The organism is Pseudomonas sp. FYR_2 (assembly GCF_043106425.1).
GTDB lineage: Bacteria > Pseudomonadota > Gammaproteobacteria > Pseudomonadales > Pseudomonadaceae > Aquipseudomonas > Aquipseudomonas monteilii.
Map to the genome: position 1 here is coordinate 61952 of NZ_JBICMM010000020.1, position 18193 is coordinate 80144.

The 18193-nt window shown below is 62.6% G+C and carries 20 protein-coding genes and 1 tRNA gene; 13 read left to right on the top strand and 8 right to left on the bottom strand.

The window, feature by feature from the left end; translation table 11 throughout:
* Positions 1–3 precede the first annotated feature (3 nt).
* From flgA to ACF8R4_RS10385, 4 genes are all read left to right on the top strand, one after another.
* On the top strand, positions 4–756 hold the full coding sequence (flgA, locus tag ACF8R4_RS10370; RefSeq protein WP_016711822.1) for a flagellar basal body P-ring formation chaperone FlgA: 753 nt from the start codon (positions 4–6) through the stop codon (positions 754–756).
* A 164-nt stretch (positions 757–920) separates the two neighbouring features.
* On the top strand, positions 921–1235 hold the full coding sequence (gene flgM / locus ACF8R4_RS10375) for a flagellar biosynthesis anti-sigma factor FlgM (RefSeq protein WP_104834208.1): 315 nt from the start codon (positions 921–923) through the stop codon (positions 1233–1235).
* Between the two features lie 49 nt (positions 1236–1284).
* Positions 1285–1752: a flagella synthesis protein FlgN gene (locus tag ACF8R4_RS10380; RefSeq protein ID WP_104834207.1), complete on the top strand. Its 468-nt coding sequence runs from the start codon at positions 1285–1287 to the stop codon at positions 1750–1752.
* 79 nt (positions 1753–1831) lie between these two features.
* Positions 1832–2575, top strand: coding sequence for a flagellar brake protein (locus tag ACF8R4_RS10385; RefSeq protein ID WP_060500726.1), 744 nt, complete (start codon positions 1832–1834; stop codon positions 2573–2575).
* Between the two features lie 106 nt (positions 2576–2681).
* Here the strand turns inward: ACF8R4_RS10385 and ACF8R4_RS10390 are convergent, their stop codons facing one another.
* From ACF8R4_RS10390 to bkdR, 3 genes are all read right to left on the bottom strand, one after another.
* The gene (locus tag ACF8R4_RS10390) at positions 2682–4022 is read right to left on the bottom strand and encodes an MFS transporter (protein WP_104834206.1); all 1341 of its coding nucleotides are present in this window, start codon (positions 4020–4022) and stop codon (positions 2682–2684) included.
* Positions 4023–4150: 128 nt separating this feature from the next.
* Positions 4151–5392: a glutamine synthetase family protein gene (locus ACF8R4_RS10395; RefSeq protein WP_177337131.1), complete on the bottom strand. Its 1242-nt coding sequence runs from the start codon at positions 5390–5392 to the stop codon at positions 4151–4153.
* 171 nt (positions 5393–5563) lie between these two features.
* Entirely contained in the window at positions 5564–6049 is a 486-nt protein-coding gene (bkdR, locus tag ACF8R4_RS10400) for a Bkd operon transcriptional regulator BkdR (RefSeq protein WP_012273540.1), read from the bottom strand.
* 198 nt (positions 6050–6247) lie between these two features.
* On the opposite strand from bkdR, the gene ACF8R4_RS10405 reads away from it, so the two are divergent.
* From ACF8R4_RS10405 to lpdA, 4 genes are read left to right on the top strand one after another with little or no spacing between them, the layout of a single operon-like run.
* Positions 6248–7480, top strand: a complete 1233-nt coding sequence (locus ACF8R4_RS10405; RefSeq protein WP_019099583.1) for a 3-methyl-2-oxobutanoate dehydrogenase (2-methylpropanoyl-transferring) subunit alpha — start codon at positions 6248–6250, stop codon at positions 7478–7480.
* A gap of 1 nt (position 7481) precedes the next feature.
* Positions 7482–8540: an alpha-ketoacid dehydrogenase subunit beta gene (locus tag ACF8R4_RS10410; RefSeq protein ID WP_012273542.1), complete on the top strand. Its 1059-nt coding sequence runs from the start codon at positions 7482–7484 to the stop codon at positions 8538–8540.
* Positions 8541–9812, top strand: coding sequence for a dihydrolipoamide acetyltransferase family protein (locus ACF8R4_RS10415; protein WP_060500719.1), 1272 nt, complete (start codon positions 8541–8543; stop codon positions 9810–9812).
* Positions 9813–9814: 2 nt separating this feature from the next.
* Entirely contained in the window at positions 9815–11194 is a 1380-nt protein-coding gene (lpdA, locus tag ACF8R4_RS10420; RefSeq protein WP_104834204.1) for a dihydrolipoyl dehydrogenase, read from the top strand.
* A gap of 81 nt (positions 11195–11275) precedes the next feature.
* On the opposite strand, the gene ACF8R4_RS10425 is transcribed toward lpdA, so the two are convergent.
* Positions 11276–12274, bottom strand: coding sequence for a sensor domain-containing diguanylate cyclase (locus tag ACF8R4_RS10425; protein ID WP_060500717.1), 999 nt, complete (start codon positions 12272–12274; stop codon positions 11276–11278).
* 215 nt (positions 12275–12489) lie between these two features.
* Here ACF8R4_RS10425 and ACF8R4_RS10430 point away from each other — a divergent pair, with 215 nt between their 5' ends.
* Positions 12490–13005 carry a hypothetical protein gene (locus tag ACF8R4_RS10430; protein ID WP_156867604.1) on the top strand — a complete coding sequence of 172 codons (516 nt, stop codon included), beginning with the start codon at positions 12490–12492 and terminating at the stop codon, positions 13003–13005.
* A 40-nt stretch (positions 13006–13045) separates the two neighbouring features.
* Here ACF8R4_RS10430 and ACF8R4_RS10435 read toward each other — a convergent pair whose 3' ends face one another.
* Positions 13046–13924 carry a LysR family transcriptional regulator gene (locus tag ACF8R4_RS10435; RefSeq protein WP_060500712.1) on the bottom strand — a complete coding sequence of 293 codons (879 nt, stop codon included), beginning with the start codon at positions 13922–13924 and terminating at the stop codon, positions 13046–13048.
* 118 nt (positions 13925–14042) lie between these two features.
* Between ACF8R4_RS10435 and ACF8R4_RS10440 the strand changes: the two genes are divergently transcribed.
* The 3 genes from ACF8R4_RS10440 to ACF8R4_RS10450 all read left to right on the top strand — a co-directional run bounded on the left by ACF8R4_RS10440 (position 14043) and on the right by ACF8R4_RS10450 (position 16694).
* Complete coding sequence (locus tag ACF8R4_RS10440) at positions 14043–14777, top strand: AzlC family ABC transporter permease (RefSeq protein ID WP_060500710.1); 735 nt, start codon at positions 14043–14045, stop codon at positions 14775–14777.
* The gene (locus ACF8R4_RS10445) at positions 14774–15100 is read left to right on the top strand and encodes an AzlD domain-containing protein (protein ID WP_060500708.1); all 327 of its coding nucleotides are present in this window, start codon (positions 14774–14776) and stop codon (positions 15098–15100) included. Before ACF8R4_RS10440 ends, ACF8R4_RS10445 begins: the two co-directional genes overlap by 4 nt.
* Positions 15101–15305: 205 nt before the next feature.
* Entirely contained in the window at positions 15306–16694 is a 1389-nt protein-coding gene (locus ACF8R4_RS10450; RefSeq protein ID WP_060500707.1) for an amino acid permease, read from the top strand.
* A gap of 30 nt (positions 16695–16724) precedes the next feature.
* On the opposite strand, the gene ACF8R4_RS10455 is transcribed toward ACF8R4_RS10450, so the two are convergent.
* The 3 genes from ACF8R4_RS10455 to ACF8R4_RS10465 form a co-directional block, all read right to left on the bottom strand.
* Positions 16725–16801: transfer RNA gene (locus ACF8R4_RS10455), tRNA-Arg, on the bottom strand.
* Positions 16802–16912: 111 nt separating this feature from the next.
* Positions 16913–17506, bottom strand: a complete 594-nt coding sequence (phnN, locus tag ACF8R4_RS10460; protein WP_104834201.1) for a phosphonate metabolism protein/1,5-bisphosphokinase (PRPP-forming) PhnN — start codon at positions 17504–17506, stop codon at positions 16913–16915.
* A 96-nt stretch (positions 17507–17602) separates the two neighbouring features.
* The gene (locus ACF8R4_RS10465; RefSeq protein ID WP_156867601.1) at positions 17603–17782 is read right to left on the bottom strand and encodes a hypothetical protein; all 180 of its coding nucleotides are present in this window, start codon (positions 17780–17782) and stop codon (positions 17603–17605) included.
* Positions 17783–17851: 69 nt separating this feature from the next.
* On the opposite strand from ACF8R4_RS10465, the gene ACF8R4_RS10470 reads away from it, so the two are divergent.
* Positions 17852–18178, top strand: coding sequence for an Arc family DNA-binding protein (locus ACF8R4_RS10470; RefSeq protein ID WP_003254499.1), 327 nt, complete (start codon positions 17852–17854; stop codon positions 18176–18178).
* The last annotated feature ends 15 nt before the right edge of the window (positions 18179–18193 follow it).

The window sequence follows — 18193 nt, forward strand, 5'->3', positions numbered from 1 at the left end:
GTCATGCACACGAAAACGACATTTTTCCGACGATTGACGCGCCTGCTGACCGGCTTACTGGCCACGCTGTGCCTGCTGGCGCCCGGCGTTCGTACGTTAGCGGACGCGTTCACCTTGCCTGAACAACTTATCGGTGTCACCCAAGGGTTTCTTGAATTCACCGTAGAAGATTACCTGGCCACCACCCAGACAGCCGGCCGTTACGAAATCCAGGTCAACCCGCTGGACCCGCGCCTGCGCATGCCGCTGTGCAGCCAGCCACTGGACGCCTCGCTGGAAAGCCCCGCGCAGCCACTGGGACGGGTGACGGTGCGGGTTCGCTGCGACAGCGCAGCCCCGTGGACAGTGTTTGTGCCGGCCACCGTGCGGCTGTTCCGCGACGTGGTTGTGGTAACCCGCCCGCTCAAGCGTGACAACACGGTTGGCGAGGGCGACGTGGCCCTGCGCGAGCGCGATGTCGGCACCCTTGGCCAGGGCTTTCTGACCGAGCTGGACCAGGCAGTAGGCATGAAGATGCTGCGCCCCACGGTGATCGACCAGGTGCTCACCCCGCAACACCTGGAACAGGCCGAGGTGGTCCGCAAGGGTGACCAGGTGGTGATCATTGCCCGCAGCGGCAGCCTGAGCGTGCGCATGCCGGGCGAGGCCCTGAGCAAGGGCGGGCTGAGCGAGCAGATCCGGGTACGCAACCTCAATTCCAAACGGGTGGTCAAGGCCAGGGTGACCGGCCCCGGCCAGGTCGAGGTCAGTATGTAGGCCTGCCACCAGATTGCGCTGGCAGAGAGGAACCGCTTTTCCTAAACTGTGTCAGAAAACGGGTTCGCGAGCTTGCTGACAGGCGGCAATGCATTTGTGCCTAAAGTTTCTATCGGGTTGGCCGAAAACAAGGCAAGCGTCCAAATACCCAGAGGTTTCTGATCATGGTCATCGACTTCAGTCGTGTAAATAACTCTCCGTCCGTCACGGGCGGCGTGCGCGGCAACACCGCGTCCGGCAGCGCCGAAAAGCCGGCAGCCAGCCAGGAAGCAGCCAGCGCCACCAGCACCAGCGGAGAAGCGGTACACCTCAGCCAAGAGGCACAGCAGTTGCAGAAGATCAGCGACAAGCTGCGCGACGAGCCGGTGGTCAACAGCGCCCGTGTGGCCCAGTTGAAACAGGCGATCGCCGACGGCAGCTACCAGGTCGATGCCGGCCGGGTCGCCAGCAAACTGCTCGATTTCGAAGCCCAGCGCTGACCGTACGGCGCGCTGACTTCACGGACGCTAGAAAAGCCAAGAGTTAGCCATGCACGACACGACCTTGCTGCAACTGATCGAAGATGACATTGCCCCGATGCAGGAACTGCTCGACCTTCTGCACAAGGAGGCGATCGCCCTGCATGGCCGCGACATGCCGCTGCTGGAGCAAATCCTGGCGCGCAAACAGTCGTTGATCATCTTGCTCGAGCAGCACGGCCAGCGCCGCAGCCAGTTGCTTGGAAGCCTGGGCCTGAGTGCCGATCGTGCCGGCGTGCAAGCAGTGGCCGCCCAATCGCCCCACGGCGAGGTGATGCTTCAGCGGCTCGATATGCTGTCGCAACTGATGGACGAGAGCCAGCAGGTCAACCAGACCAATGGCCGGATCATCCAGGTGCAGCAACACGTCACCAACAACCAGATCAGGATCCTCATGGGCGGCGACTCGCCGTCGCTCTATGACAGCCGCGGCAGCACCTCGCCGCTGGCCAAGCCGCGGGCCCTCAGCCAAGTGTGATTTTTCTATCAAGGCACAGAACATACTGGCAAAATGCCGTTACTTGCGTGTGTCGCTTTTGCCTGGAGAACGATAAGCCGTGTTCAATGAATCCGATGCCCCGCAACCGCCAAAGGTGCTGAGCACCCCCTTGGAGATTGCGGCCAACTTGCGGCAGCTGCAGGAAAGCCACGACCCCCTCATCATCACCTTCCACGACCGTAGCCAGCGCTTCCAGAGCTATGTGGTGCACGTGGACCGTGAAAGCAACACCCTGGCCCTGGACGAAATGATCCCCCGCGACGGCGAGAAGTTCATCGAGAACGGCGAGCACTTCCGCATCGAAGGTTTCCACGATGGCGTGCGCATCGCCTGGGAATGCAACCACGCGCTGAAGATTACCGAAGTCGACGGCCACCGCTGCTACAGCGGCCCCCTGCCAGAAGAGATGACCTACCACCAGCGCCGCAATGCCTTCCGCGCCGCGCTGAAGTTGTCGCAGCTGGTCGATATCATCCTCGACGGTGCCCACCTGAAGGGCAACGGCGCCCTGCGCGGCAAACTGCTGGATATCTCGGCTACCGGCTGCAAACTGCGCTTCGACGGCAATGTCGAAGACCGCCTGCAACTGGGCCAGGTGTACGAGCGTTTCAAGGCGGGTAACCCGCTGGGCCTGGTGGACACCATGGTCGAACTGCGCCACCTGCACTATGAAGAGCGCATCAACACCACCTTTGCCGGCGTACGCTTCCATAACCTGAGCGGGCAGGCACAGCGCAAGATCGAGAGTTTTGTGTACCAGCTGCAGCGTGAGGCGCGGCGGTTCGACAAAGACGACTATTGATCGTCGGCTGAATGAAAAAACGCCACCTATTGAGGTGGCGTTTTCATTTGTGTTCTTCCTGTGCCGGCCTCTTCGCGGGTAAACCCGCGAAGAGGCCGGTACAGGCTTACACCGACTTGCTGACTTCTTCCGGCTCAGCGGGCTGTGGCTCAGCCCCCTTCCCTTCATCCTCGGTATCCTCAGCCGCCACCGGTGCCTGCATCACCTCCTGCACGGTCTGCTCATCCACCCGCGGGTCCAGCGCCGCCGACAATGGCGAACCCGCCGCCGGCATCGCCACGTGGCCCAGCGGCGCATCCTGCACCTGATGCAGCCCGGTAACCGCTTTCGGCCGAATGCGCCACACCAGCACCAAGGCGAAGAACACAAAGAACGCATACAGCATCTGTGCGCCCAGCACATTCATCAGCACGCCCGCCGCCAGTGGCCCGATGCACGCACCCACACCGTAGGTCACCAGCAGCATGGCGGTCAGCGACACCCGCCGCTCGCTTTCCACATGGTCGTTGGAAAACGCCACCGCCAGCGGGTACAGACAGAACTGCAGCAACGAAATCAAAAAGCCGATACCGAACAGCAACTCAAGCGGCACACTGGGCAGTATTGCCAAGGGCGCAGCGGCCAACGCCAGGCCAATTGCCACGCTGCGGATCAGCACCGCCCGGTCGTAACGGTCAGACAACCAGCCCAGTGGCCACTGCACCAGCAGGCCAGCAAAAATACAGCTACCCATGAACAGACCGATCTGCTCGGTCGTCATCCCCTGGCTGGAGGCATACAAGGGCGCCAGGCCGTAGAACGAGCCGACGATCAATCCCGAACCCAACACCGTACTGAGCGATTGCGGCACACGCTTGATGAAGAACTTCGGCTCCATCGGCGCCGGGCGCAAGGGCGCCGGGTGAATGCGCCGGGTCATCGCCACCGGCACCAGGCACAAGGCAAAGCACATCGCCACCAGCATCAGCAGCTCCGGGCCGAGCGCGGGGTGCACCACCAGGATCAGCTGGCCAAGCACCAGCCCCAGGTACGATGCGATCATGTAGCCGCTGAACACCGCGCCACGGTGCTTCACGTCAGCCTGCTCGTTGAGCCAGCTCTCGATGACCATGTATTGGCACATCATGCCCAGGCCCACGATCATGCGCAGCCCGACCCAGGCCGGCAGCCAGCTGGTCAGGCCATGGCCGAGCACCGCCGCACCGACGATGCCGGCGCAGGTGGCGTAGGCGCGAATGTGCCCTACCCGGCCGATCAGCCGGTGGCCGACCTTGCCGCCCACCGCCAGGCCAAAATAGTTGGCCGCCATCAACGCCCCCACCCACAGGCTGTCGACGTGATCGGCCGCCAGGCGCAAGGCCAGGTAGGTACTGAGCAGGCCCGAACCGATCAACATCATCAGCGCGGCGAAATACAACGACTGAAACGGCTTCCATACATTTCGCATACGTCCCGCAATGCTCCCTGGTCAGGTGGCGGTAGGTGCTAGCAGCATAAGGGCAAACGACGATCCGTGCAGGCCCCCGACTGCAAAATGGTGCAACCGGGGCGTGTCCGGTGCAGGTCCTGTCGCGATCAGGCCTGTGCCGCCAGGACCCGGCGCTCCCACGGGGTGATTTCGTCGAAGAAGTCGGTCAGCTCCAGGGTCTTGCTGGCGATGTAGCCTTCGATGAACTCACTGCCGAACAGTTCCCGCGCCAGCGCGCTGCGCTTGAGCCGCTCCAGCGCCGCATGGAGGGTGCATGGCAAGCTCAAGTGCTCCGGCACTTCGAACTCGCCCTGGATGGCCGGCGAAGGTTGCAGGCGCTGCTCGATGCCGTGCAACCCCGCGGCCAGGCTGGCGGCGATGGCCAGGTAGGGGTTGGCGTCGGCGCCGGGCAAGCGGTTTTCCACCCGCCGCGCGACCGGCGCACTGGCCGGGATGCGCAGGCCCGCAGCGCGGTTATCCTCGGACCAGCAGGCGTTGTTCGGCGAAGCATAGGGGTGGCACAGCCGCTGGTACGAGTTGACGTTGGGCGCAAAGAGCGCAGTGAAGTCGGCCATGCATGCCTGCAGGCCGCCGATGAAATGGTGGAAGGTATCCGTTGGCTGCCCTTGCTCATCGCTAAACACGTTACGCCCGCTGCGGGTATCGACCAGGCTCTGGTGAATATGCATGGAACTGCCAGGCGTACGCGCCAGCGGTTTGGCCATGCACACCACGGTCAGCCCGTGCTTGAGTGCCACCTCCTTGAGCAGGTGTTTGAACAGGAAGGTATGGTCGGCCAGCAGCAGCGGGTCGCCGTGCAACAGGTTGATTTCGAACTGGCTGACACCCATTTCATGCATGAAGGTGTCGCGCGGCAGGCCGAGCGCGGCCATGCACTGGTACACCTCCTTGAAGAACGGGCGCAGGCCGTTGTTGGAACTGACACTGAATGCCGAGTGGCCAAGCTCACAGCGGCCATCGATGCCTACGGGTGGCTGGAACGGTTGCTGGGGGTCGCTGTTGGGGGCAAAGACGAAAAATTCGAGCTCGGTCGCCACCACTGGCGCCAGGCCCAGCGCCGCATAGCGGGCGATCACTGCCTTGAGCTGGCCACGGGTGGACAGCGCCGAGGAGCGACCATCCAGTTCATTGGCGTCGCAAATGGCCAGGGCGCGGCCGTCGTTGCTCCAGGGCAGGCGATGGACCTGGCTGGGTTCGGCGACCAGTGCCAGGTCGCCGTCGTCACTGCCGTAGAACTTCGCCGGCGGGTAACCGCCCATGATGCATTGCAGCAGCACCCCGCGTGCCATCTGCAGGCGGCGGCCTTCGAGGAAGCCCTCGGCGGTCATTACCTTGCCGCGCGGCACGCCGTTGAGGTCGGGGGTGACGCATTCGATTTCATCGATGCCCTGAAGCTGAGCGGTGCTCATGACGCTTGTCCTTGTTGTTGTGCGCTGACAACAACATAGGCTGGGGGTGTTTAAAATATCAAGCACCCTCTTTAGCACCTGTGCTGCCCGCTACTCCCGCAAGGTCATGCCATTGGCCGGCAAGGGCAAAGCAGTCTTGTACCGCACCTGCTTCAAGGCAAAACTCGACCGTATATTCGCCACCCCCGGCAACCGCGTGAGGTAATCGAGAAACCGCTCCAGCGCCTGGATGCTCGGCAGCAGCACCCGCAACAGGTAGTCCGGGTCGCCCGTCATCAGGTAGCACTCCATCACCTCGGGCCGTTCGGCAATTTCTTCCTCGAAGCGGTGCAACGACTGCTCTACCTGTTTTTCCAGGCTGACATGGATGAACACATTCACATCCAGCCCCAACGCTTCGGGCGACAACAAGGTCACCTGCTGGCGGATCACCCCCAGCTCTTCCATGGCCCGTACCCGGTTGAAACAGGGCGTAGGCGACAGGTTGACCGAGCGTGCCAGCTCGGCATTGGTGATGCGGGCGTTTTCCTGCAGGCTGTTGAGAATGCCGATATCGGTACGATCGAGTTTGCGCATGAGACAAAATCACCGGTTTTTTGTGTTTATGCGGAATGTTTATCTGCCCCGCTCGGCAAAGGCAATCAACTTGAGAGAAAAATTCTCCTGCCGGGCCACTAAGATGTAGGGGACGCTGACTTACCAGTCACAAGCCGGTACTCAGCGGCGGCCGCTTCAGAGCTCACAAAAACAAATACCCGAGCGAGCGTAAAAAGCATGAACGAGTACGCCCCCCTGCGTTTGCATGTGCCCGAGCCCACCGGCCGGCCAGGCTGCCAGACCGATTTTTCCTACCTGCGCCTGAACGATGCAGGTCAAGCCCGTAAACCCCCTGTCGATGTCGATGCTGCCGACACCGCCGACCTGTCCTACAGCCTGGTCCGCGTGCTCGACGAGCAAGGCGACGCCCAAGGCCCGTGGGCCGAAGACATCGACCCGCAGATCCTGCGCCAAGGCATGCGCGCCATGCTCAAGACGCGGATCTTCGACAGCCGCATGGTGGTTGCCCAGCGCCAGAAGAAGATGTCCTTCTACATGCAGAGCCTGGGCGAAGAAGCCATCGGCAGCGGCCAGGCGCTGGCGCTTAACCGCACCGACATGTGCTTCCCCACCTACCGTCAGCAAAGCATCCTGATGGCCCGCGATGTGTCGCTGGTGGAGATGATCTGCCAGTTGCTGTCCAACGAACGCGACCCCCTCAAGGGCCGCCAGCTGCCGATCATGTACTCGGTGCGCGAAGCCGGTTTCTTCACCATCAGCGGCAACCTGGCGACCCAGTTCGTACAGGCGGTCGGCTGGGCAATGGCCTCGGCCATCAAGGGCGATACCAAGATTGCCTCGGCCTGGATCGGTGACGGCGCCACCGCCGAGTCGGACTTCCACACCGCCCTCACATTTGCCCACGTTTACCGCGCCCCGGTGATCCTCAACGTGGTCAACAACCAGTGGGCCATCTCTACCTTCCAGGCCATTGCCGGTGGCGAGTCGACCACCTTCGCCGGCCGTGGCGTGGGCTGCGGCATCGCTTCGCTGCGGGTGGACGGCAACGACTTCGTCGCCGTTTACGCCGCTTCGCGCTGGGCTGCCGAGCGTGCCCGCCGTGGTTTGGGCCCGAGCCTGATCGAGTGGGTCACCTACCGTGCCGGTCCGCACTCGACCTCGGACGACCCGTCCAAGTACCGCCCTGCCGATGACTGGAGCCACTTCCCGCTGGGTGACCCGATCGCCCGCCTGAAGCAGCACCTAATCAAGATCGGCCACTGGTCCGAAGAAGAACACCAGGCCACCACGGCCGAGTTCGAAGCGGCCGTGATTGCTGCGCAAAAAGAAGCCGAGCAGTACGGCACCCTGGCCAACGGTCACATCCCGAGCGCCGCCTCGATGTTCGAGGACGTGTACAAGGAGATGCCCGACCACCTGCGCCGCCAACGCCAGGAACTGGGGGTTTGAGATGAACGACCACAACAACAGCATCAACCCGGAAACCGCCATGGCCACCACTACCATGACCATGATCCAGGCCCTGCGCTCGGCCATGGATGTCATGCTTGAGCGCGACGACAATGTGGTGGTGTACGGCCAGGACGTCGGCTACTTCGGCGGCGTGTTCCGCTGCACCGAAGGCCTGCAGACCAAGTACGGCAAGTCCCGCGTGTTCGACGCGCCCATCTCGGAAAGCGGCATCGTCGGCACCGCCGTGGGCATGGGTGCCTACGGCCTGCGCCCGGTGGTGGAAATCCAGTTCGCTGACTACTTCTACCCGGCCTCCGATCAGATCGTTTCTGAAATGGCCCGCCTGCGCTACCGTTCGGCCGGCGAGTTCATCGCCCCGCTGACCCTGCGCATGCCTTGCGGCGGCGGCATCTATGGCGGCCAGACCCACAGCCAGAGCCCGGAAGCGATGTTCACTCAGGTGTGCGGCCTGCGCACCGTGATGCCATCCAACCCGTACGACGCCAAAGGCCTGCTGATTGCCTCGATCGAATGCGACGACCCGGTAATCTTCCTGGAGCCCAAGCGCCTGTACAACGGCCCGTTCGACGGCCACCACGACCGCCCGGTTACGCCGTGGTCGAAACACCCGCACAGCGCCGTGCCCGATGGCTACTACACCGTGCCACTGGACAAGGCCGCCATCACCCGACCCGGCAATGACGTGACCGTGCTCACCTATGGCACCACCGTGTACGTGGCCCAGGTGGCCGCCGAAGAAAGTGGCGTGGACGCCGAAGTGATCGACCTGCGCAGCCTGTGGCCGCTAGACCTGGACACCATCGTCGAGTCGGTGAAAAAGACCGGCCGTTGCGTGGTGGTACACGAGGCCACCCGTACCTGTGGCTTTGGCGCAGAACTGGTGTCGCTGGTGCAGGAGCACTGCTTCCACCACCTGGAGGCGCCGATCGAGCGCGTCACCGGCTGGGACACCCCCTACCCCCACGCGCAGGAATGGGCTTACTTCCCAGGGCCCTCGCGGGTAGGTGCGGCATTGAAAAAGGTCATGGAGGTCTGAATGGGCACGCACGTCATCAAGATGCCGGACATTGGCGAAGGCATCGCGCAGGTCGAGTTGGTGGAATGGTTCGTCAAGGTCGGCGACATCATCGCCGAGGACCAGGTGGTAGCCGATGTCATGACCGACAAGGCCACCGTGGAAATCCCGTCGCCGGTCAGCGGCAAGGTACTGGCCCTGGGTGGCCAGCCTGGTGAAGTGATGGCGGTCGGCAGTGAGCTGATCCGCATCGAAGTGGAAGGCAGCGGCAACCATGTGGATGTGCCGCAAGCCAAGCCGGCCGAAGCGCTTGCGGCCCCGATAGCCGCTAAACCTGAACCACAGAAAGACGTTAAACCGGCGGCGTACCAGGCGCCTGCCAGCCACGAGGCAGCGCCTATCGTGCCGCGCCAGCCGGGCGACAAGCCACTGGCCTCGCCGGCAGTGCGCAAACGTGCGCTGGATGCCGGTATCGAACTGCGTTATGTGCATGGCAGCGGCCCGGCCGGGCGCATCCTGCACGAAGACCTCGACGCGTTCATGAGCAAACCGCAAAGCGCTGCCGGGCAAACCCTCAATGGCTATGCCAGGCGCACCGACAGTGAGCAGGTGCCGGTGATCGGCCTGCGCCGCAAGATCGCCCAGCGCATGCAGGACGCCAAGCGCCGGGTCGCGCACTTCAGCTATGTGGAAGAAATCGACGTCACCGCCCTGGAAGCCCTGCGCCAGCAGCTCAACAGCAAGCACGGCGACAGCCGCGGCAAGCTGACACTGCTGCCGTTTCTGGTGCGCGCCCTGGTCGTGGCGCTGCGTGACTTCCCGCAGATCAACGCCACCTACGATGACGAAGCGCAGATCATCACCCGCCATGGCGCGGTGCATGTGGGCATCGCCACCCAGGGTGACAACGGCCTGATGGTACCCGTGCTGCGCCACGCCGAAGCGGGCAGCCTGTGGACCAATGCCAGTGAGATTTCACGCCTGGCCAACGCTGCGCGCAACAACAAGGCCAGCCGCGAAGAGCTGTCCGGCTCGACCATCACCCTGACCAGCCTCGGCGCCCTGGGTGGCATCGTCAGCACGCCGGTGGTCAACACCCCGGAAGTGGCAATCGTCGGTGTCAACCGCATGGTTGAGCGGCCTGTGGTGATCGACGGCCAGATCGTCGTACGCAAGATGATGAACCTGTCCAGCTCGTTCGACCACCGCGTGGTCGATGGCATGGACGCCGCCCTGTTCATCCAGGCCGTGCGTGGCCTGCTCGAACAACCCGCCTGCCTGTTCGTGGAGTGAGCATGCAACAGACTATCCAGACAACCCTGTTGATCATCGGCGGCGGCCCTGGCGGCTATGTGGCTGCCATCCGCGCCGGGCAACTGGGCATCCCTACGGTGCTGGTGGAAGGCCAGGCGCTGGGCGGTACCTGCCTGAACATCGGTTGCATTCCATCCAAGGCGCTGATCCATGTGGCCGAGCAGTTCCACCAGGCCTCGCGCTTTACCGAAGCCTCGCCGCTGGGCATCAGCGTGGCTTCGCCGCGCCTGGACATCGGCCAGAGCGTGGCCTGGAAAGACGGCATCGTCGACCGCCTGACCACCGGTGTCGCCGCCCTGCTGAAAAAGCATGGGGTGAAGGTGGTGCACGGCTGGGCCAAGGTGCTTGATGGCAAGCAGGTCGAGGTGGATGGCCAGCGCATCCAGTGCGAGCACCTGTTGCTGGCCACGGGCTCCAGCAGTGTCGAACTGCCGATGCTGCCGCTGGGTGGGCCGGTGATTTCATCGACCGAGGCCCTGGCACCGAAAACCCTGCCGCAACACCTGGTGGTGGTGGGCGGTGGCTATATCGGCCTGGAGCTGGGCATCGCCTACCGCAAGCTCGGCGCCGAGGTCAGCGTGGTGGAAGCACGCGAGCGCATCCTGCCGACTTACGACAGCGAACTGACCGCCCCGGTGGCCGAGTCGCTGAAAAAGCTGGGTATCGCCCTGCACCTTGGCCACAGCGTCGAAGGTTACGAAAATGGCTGCCTGCTGGCCAACGATGGCAAGGGCGGACAACTGCGCCTGGAGGCCGACCAGGTGCTGGTGGCCGTGGGCCGCCGCCCACGCACCAAGGGCTTCAACCTGGAATGCCTGGACCTGAAGATGAATGGCGCCGCCATTGCCATCGACGAGCGCTGCCAGACCAGCATGCACAACGTCTGGGCCATCGGCGACGTGGCCGGCGAACCGATGCTGGCGCACCGGGCCATGGCCCAGGGCGAGATGGTGGCCGAGATCATCGCCGGCAAGGCACGCCGCTTCGAGCCCGCCGCGATAGCCGCCGTGTGCTTCACCGACCCGGAAGTGGTCGTGGTCGGCAAGACGCCGGAACAGGCCAGCCAGCAAGGCCTGGACTGCATCGTCGCGCAGTTTCCGTTCGCCGCCAACGGCCGCGCCATGAGCCTGGAGTCGAAAAGCGGTTTCGTGCGCGTGGTCGCGCGGCGTGACAACCACCTGATCCTGGGTTGGCAAGCGGTTGGCGTGGCGGTTTCCGAACTGTCCACGGCGTTTGCCCAGTCGCTGGAGATGGGTGCCTGCCTGGAGGATGTGGCCGGCACTATCCATGCCCACCCGACCCTGGGTGAAGCGGTACAGGAAGCGGCACTGCGCGCCCTGGGCCACGCCCTGCATATCTGACACTGAAGCGGCCGAGGCCGATTTGGCCCGCCGCGCCGAGAGGCGCTGCGGGTCTTTTTTCATTCATGCGGCCAGCACCGGTTACTCGGCAATGGCGTTCTTGCCAGCCCCCTTGGCCCGGTACAGCGCCTTGTCAGCCCGTGCCAGCAGTGCATGCTGGTCTTCCCCTTCCTGCCACTGCACCACGCCATAACTCATGGTCAGCCGGCAATCGCCCACCGGTTCCCGTTGCGCCATCACCTGACGCAAGCGCGCAGCCATTTCAAGCGACTCCCCCAACGTGGTCTGCGGCAGTACGATAACGAACTCATCCCCGCCCCAGCGCGCCAACAGGTCCAGTTCGCGCAGGCAGGTCCGCAGGCTGTCGACCACCCGCACCAGCGCTGCATCGCCCCGGGCATGCCCGTAGCGGTCGTTGATCGGTTTGAAATCATCCAGGTCCATGGCGATCAGCGACAACGGCTGGCGGAAACGCTGCGCCCGCTCACACTCCTGCTGCAGGGCTTTTTCCAACCGATAGCGGTTGGCAATACGGGTTAACGCATCGCGCTCGGCCAACTCACGGTTCTCGTCCAGTTGCCGCTGCAACTGCTGGTTCACCCAGGACAACTCACGGGTGCGCTCGGCCACTTGCCCTTCCAGCGACTGGTTCTTCTGCTCCAGCTGCGCTACCAGGCGTTTGCCGGCGTCGATGTTGCGGTGCGCACCGAGCATGCGCGCCACCGAACCGTCTTCGTTACGGTCGATGATGTAGCCGCTGTCCTCGATCCACAGGTAGCTGCCGTCGTGGCAACGGCAGCGGTATTCGATGAGGTAGCGCTCGTTGCGCTGGCTGATGTACGCCTCGAAATGCGCCATTACCCGTGGGTAGTCCTCCGGGTGAATCACGCTTTCCCAGGAGAGTACCGAGTTGGCCATGGAGTGGCTGGCGTAACCGAGCATCGCGTACCAGCCCGGGTTGCGGTAGACGTAGCCGGTGTTGGCATTCCAGTCCCAGATGCCATCGCTGATCAACTCGAACAATGTGTGCAACTGCTGTTCACTGAAGCCGGCGGGGGCCGGCCTGGTTTCCTGATTCATGGACGCTCTCCCTGATGCCCAGCAACTGCGCTCCGGTCAAGGGGCTGCCGACAATGTGTAATTTGCCGCAGGCGGCAAGGTCATGCCTCTGACGGGCAAGCATATGCCCGCCGTGTCACGACCGGAATAGCCCCAGCGCTCTATTTACGCGCCACCCCGGCTGGCATGGCATTTGCCCCTCCTCGCCTGCCACTCACATTTCCAAGGAGGATTTCATGACGATCGCCCTCAACGGCCTCGGCTGGCAGGCCGCAGTCCACCAGCAACAACGCACCAGCGGCGTCGACCCGGCGGCAGGCGATATGCTGCAGTTCCACCTACCGGTAGTGGCCAGCAACGCCACGGCGCAACAGGGTAGTGAGAATACCTCGCAGCAGGACGCCGAAGACGCCCGCGAAGAAGCGTTTGCCAAGCTCAAGCTGCAATTGCAGAACCCTGGCACCAGCATCGGCCCGTCCGCTGACGCAAGCACGGAAGTAACCAGCAGTGCTAGGCAGGCGTTTCACGACTTCATGTCCAAGTCGCCCGCTGAGATGATCAAGGAAAAGCTGTTGCGTGAACTGGGCCTGACCGAGGACGACTACAACGCCTTGCCACCTGAGAAGAAGGAGCTGGTCGACCAACAGATCGCCCAGCGCATGAAGGACGATGTCGAGGCCAAGACCCAGGCGAAGGTCGACGCCTTGGCCACCGGCAACGAGGAGGAAGCACTGACGACAAGCCAGGTGTAAACCACTGCAGGCACTGAGCTGCTTGCTCAAGAAGTAAGGCTCAAGCCAACTGCAACAGCGCCTCCTCCACCGCAGCCACCACCTGGTTGCCCTTGGCACCCGGCAGCCGCCACGCGGCAATGGTCATGCCCAAGGGCACCGCGCAGTCGATTGGCGCCACCAGTTCGCCGCTGTCCAGGTAGCGTTGCACCAGGCTTCTGCGCCCCATCAGTACACCCGCAGCGAGCAAGGCCTGCTGCAATGCAATCGAGTACAGGGAAAAACCCGGACCGCGAGCCACGAACTTGTGCCCGGGCATAGCTACGCCGGTCCACACCGCCCAGTCATTCCAGCCTACGTCAGCAATGCAACGGGCATTGGCAAGGTCCGCAGGGGTGATGATGCTCTCTGCCAGGGCCGGTACGCATACGGGCAGCACTTCTTCCGTGGCGATCCTGCGCTGCCAGCGCTCGGTTTTTTCGGTGTAGAACAGGCACAGGTCGAATGGGCTGCGTTTGAGGTTGGGCGGCTCATCCACCGCCGTAACCGAGATCTCGATGGGCGCCAACAAGCGGGTCAGTTCCGGCAGGCGTGGCCCTATCCACAACTGCGCCAGGGCCGGCGACGTCACAATGTGCACCCGCTGCGGCGCAGCCAGCCGCCGTAACGTGCGCGCGGCAGCTTCCACTGCATCGAACGCCTCGGTGAACTGGCTTTTCACGCTTTCACCCAAGGGCGTGAGGCGCACGCCCTTGGCATGGCGCTCGAACAACGCAGCGCCGTATTCGTTTTCCAGCGTCTTGACCAAAGCTGCGATGGCCCCTGGGGTGACCTTGAGTTCGAGTGCGGCACGTGCGAAACCACCCAGGCGCGCAGACGCCTCGAAGGCGCGCAAGGCATTGAGCTGGAGCGAGTGCCGGGTGGGGCTGTCGAGATACACGGTAGAAGACCTATATTTTTTAGGCCTACTATTCCAGAAATCTGACGTTGTGGCCAACTGTCAGGCGCATTAACGTGAGGGTGTCCATGCGCCTTCCGAACATATCCAAGGAACTCCCATGCAGTACCCAAGCGCGACCCAAGCATTCAAGCAGGGCGCACAAAGCGTTCTGCCGTTGACCTCCGGGATTGTGCCTTTTGGCCTGATCACCGGGGTTACGGCAATCGGCATGGGCCTGTCACCGGCCGACGCCATTGGCATGACCTTGCTGTTCTACTCCGGCTCTGCACAAATGGTGGTGATGCAGTTGATGCAAAACGCCGCCCTGCCAGTGACGATGGTGGTTACCGCACTGGTGATCAACCTGCGCTTTCTGATGTACAGCGCCAGCCTGGCCCCACACCTGGGCCACCTCCCGCGCCGCCACAAGTGGCCAATGGCGTTCATGCTCTCGGACCAGTCCTTTGCCCTGTGCACGCTGAAAATGGGCGCAGGCGGGCTAGGCCAGCAGGCCTACCCCTATTACGCCGGCACGGCGATCACCATGTGGTTCGGCTGGAACCTCTCGGTGCTGGCGGGCATGTACTTGGGCGCAGGCATTCCGGAAGACTGGTCATTGGGTTTTGCCATACCGTTGTCGTTCCTGGCCTTGCTGATACCCGGCATTCGCAATACCGCCATGCTCGGCGCCGCGCTGACCGGTGGCGTGCTTGCGGTGCTGGCCGTTGACCTGCCCTACAACCTTGGCCTGCTGACCGGCGCCGTGGGCGGGATCATTGCCGGGCTGGCCATCGAGAGCCGGCAAAAACAGCACGCCGTACCTGAAGCCCATACAGAGCAGAACGCATCATGAGCGAAACGACCCAGTGGATAACCTTCGTGCTGATTGGCCTGGGCACCTTCGCCATCCGGCTGTCGTTTATCGAACTGCACACGGTGTTGCGCATCCCGCCGCTGTTTCGCCGCGCACTGGCCTATGTGCCGGCCAGTGTACTGGCTGCGCTGGTTTTGCCGGCCGTGGTCTTCCCTGACCGACATGCCGGGTTCGACTGGACGAACCCGCAGCTACCCGCGGCAATACTGGCGGCGCTGGTAGCCTGGCGCACACGCAGCACGATGCTGACGCTGGTTGTGGGCATGGGAGTGTTGTGGGCGCTGAAGCACTGGGGGCTTTAGGGGAAAGTGTCAGCCACGCGGCATGAAGCGCAACAGCCCTTAGGAAAAATCCGCAGGATGTTGTGCACAGAATTCGTTTGAGGTCCTTGGCCTTATTGTCCATGGTGGCAGCCTGGTAGCTATTTGCCACGCGTGGACGCAGGCGCATGACAGTGCCTGCGTAGGGGGACGTTGTCGGCCCCCAATAATAAGAGAGGACAAGGAAATCCAATCCAACAGTTTGAAACAAAGCCTGAAGCAGCGGCACATCACCATGATTGCCCTGGGCGGGGTAATCGGTGCCGGGCTGTTCATGGGGTCTGGCGCGTTAATCGCCTCCGCGGGCCCTGCGGCCATCCTGTCGTACTTTATCGGGGGGTTGGTGGTCACCCTGGTCATGTTCATGCTCGGCGAAATGGCCTGCCGCAACCCGGATGCCGGTTCGTTCTCGACCTACGCCAACACCTACCTCGGTGACTGGGCCGGGTTTGCTGTCGGCTGGCTGTACTGGTTCAAGTCGATGATGACCATCACCCTCGAAGCCGTGCTGTTGGGCGCGATCCTGCATGACTTTCTACCTTGGTTGCCGATCTGGGCAGGCGCTTTCCTGATGCTGGTAACGCTGATGGCCAGCAACGCCTACTCGGTACGTTCCTTTGCCGAAGTGGAATACTGGCTGGCCGCGATGAAGGTCGCCACCATTGTCATCTTCATGCTGCTGGGCATTTCGATCCTGCTTGGCCTGCATAGCAACATTCCCTCCCCCGGGCTGGTCAACCTCACCGCCCATGACGGCTTCATGCCCAACGGCCTGTCACCGGTGATGGCCGGCGTGATCGTGGTGATCTTCTCGCTGGGCGGCAGCGAAATTGCCGCCGTGGCTGCAGGTGAGTCGGAAAACCCGCGACAGAACGTGATTCGCGCAATCAAGAGCGTGATCCTGCGGGTGATGCTGTTCTATGTAGGCTCGGTGTCGATCCTGATCCTTTGCCTGCCGTGGACCGACAAGGCCAACCTGGCTTCACCCTACGTTTCGCTGTTCAGCCTGGCCGGGTTCGGTGGTGCTGCGGTGGCCATGAAACTCGTGCTGTTCGTCTCGTTCATGTCGGTGATGAATTCGTTCATGTTCTCCAACTCGCGCATGCTGTTCTCCCTCAGCCAGCGCGGGCACGCACCCAAGCTGTTCTCGCGCACGAGCGCCAAAGGTGTGCCGATCAATGCATTGCTGCTTAGCCTGTCGATCTGCACGATGATCCTGACCGTTCACTTCATCAGCGGCGGCGACCTGTTCATGACCTTGGCCAAGAGCACCGGCAGCCTGGTGATGGTCGTATGGATCTTCATCATCATCGCCCACGTGGCCATGCGCTGGAAAACCCGCCACGAAGCGATCGACCCGACAGCCTTCCGGGCCTGGCTGTTCCCGTATGCCAACATCGTCGCGTTGTTCGCCTTGCTGGCGGTGATCGGCACCCAGGCATTCGAACCGGCGTCACGCTTCCAGTTCTGGTTCACAGTGCTCACAGTGGTACTGGTGGTGGCGGGGTACTTCGTGATGCGTCAGCGCCTGGCCGGTCGCAAGGCAGACGAACAACACCATCGCGCGTTGCAATGATGGAGGGCGGGCATGTGGGGAAACAGGAAATGGCGTCCCAGGCAGGAATTGAACCTGCAACCTTCCCCTTAGGAGGGGGATGCTCTATCCAATTGAGCTACTGAGACGCAAGCGCCGGCAGCGAGCGCTGCACAGCGGGACGGCCAGCATGTTAACCAGCATGCTGGCGTTTGTCATGCCTCTACCTGGCTTTTTCGCGTAATCCTTTTCTGGCACTGCTACACCGGCGGCAGCACCCCTTCATCGCGAAGCAGCCCGAACAGGGCCGCGACCGCTGCCTCCAGGCTTGTCGAGTTGTCCAGCACATGCACCGAAGGATCGGACAACACCTGCAAACGAGCACTGCGCGCCAACCGCTGCTCAACCTCTTCGACGCTTTCGCGGCCCCGGGCCAGCAAGCGCTGGCGCAGCACATCCGGCCTGACCTCAACCAGCACTGCCAGCATGCCCGGATAACGCTGACGCGCTTCGGGCAGGTAAGCCCGCGAGCCATTCACCAGCACCGCCTTGCCCGCCGCCAACCACTCATCCACCTGGCGGGGAATGCCATAGCCCAGGCCATTGGCCCGCCAGCACATGGCAAATGCGCCCTGCGCGCACAGGGTTTCAAACTGTTCCGCCGTGACCCCTTGGGCAGCTTCGCCCTTGGCTTCGGCGGAGCGGGTAATGACCCGACGGGCAACCTCTACCCCGGCGGCTGCCAGCCGCTCACGCGAAGCATCGATCAGGGAATCTTTTCCCGAACCTGACGGTCCTACCAGAAATATCAGCCGGCCTGTCCCTGATCGGCGGTCGCTTGCGTCATGTTGCATAGCCACTATGCTCTATGGAGGGAAACCGGCGCATTCTAGGGGTTTTCCTGTCCTTTTGCTGTGTTTTACCAGTTTTTGACGGCAAAAGACTGACGGTCAGGCAAGCCGGATCATGTAAAACTTTTCAAACCAGTGCTCATTTCTGATAATTGGTACTGGCATAAAGCCTTTATCCGGCTCACTATTTGTCACAGAATTGACGCCAAGGAAACGGCGACCATGAGGCAAGATGAACATCCATTTTTCACTGACGGTTGAACATTTTGTCGTCGCCACGGTCGTACTTCCACCCCGTGCGGCCAATTTGAGAACCGCTTCCCCTGAACCAAACTCCGGTCAATTTATATGCGCCCAATGAAACAGGCTATTTATTCGAGCCGCACCGCTGACAAGTTCGTCGTCCGCCTGCCAGACGGGATGCGTGAGCGCATTGCCGAGGTAGCGCGCAACCATCACCGCAGCATGAACTCCGAAATCATCGCGCGCCTGGAGCAGAGCCTTATCCAGGAAGGTGCGTTGGGTGACGAGCTGAGCATGCGCCTGGACAGCCCTGAGCTGTCCCTGCATGAGCGCGAGTTGCTGCAGCGCTTCCGCCAACTGTCTCACCGCCAGCAGAATGCCTTGGTCGCCCTCATCGCTCACGATGTGGAAATGGCCGCCGACGCCTCCTGAGGCCTGCAAGCGAGC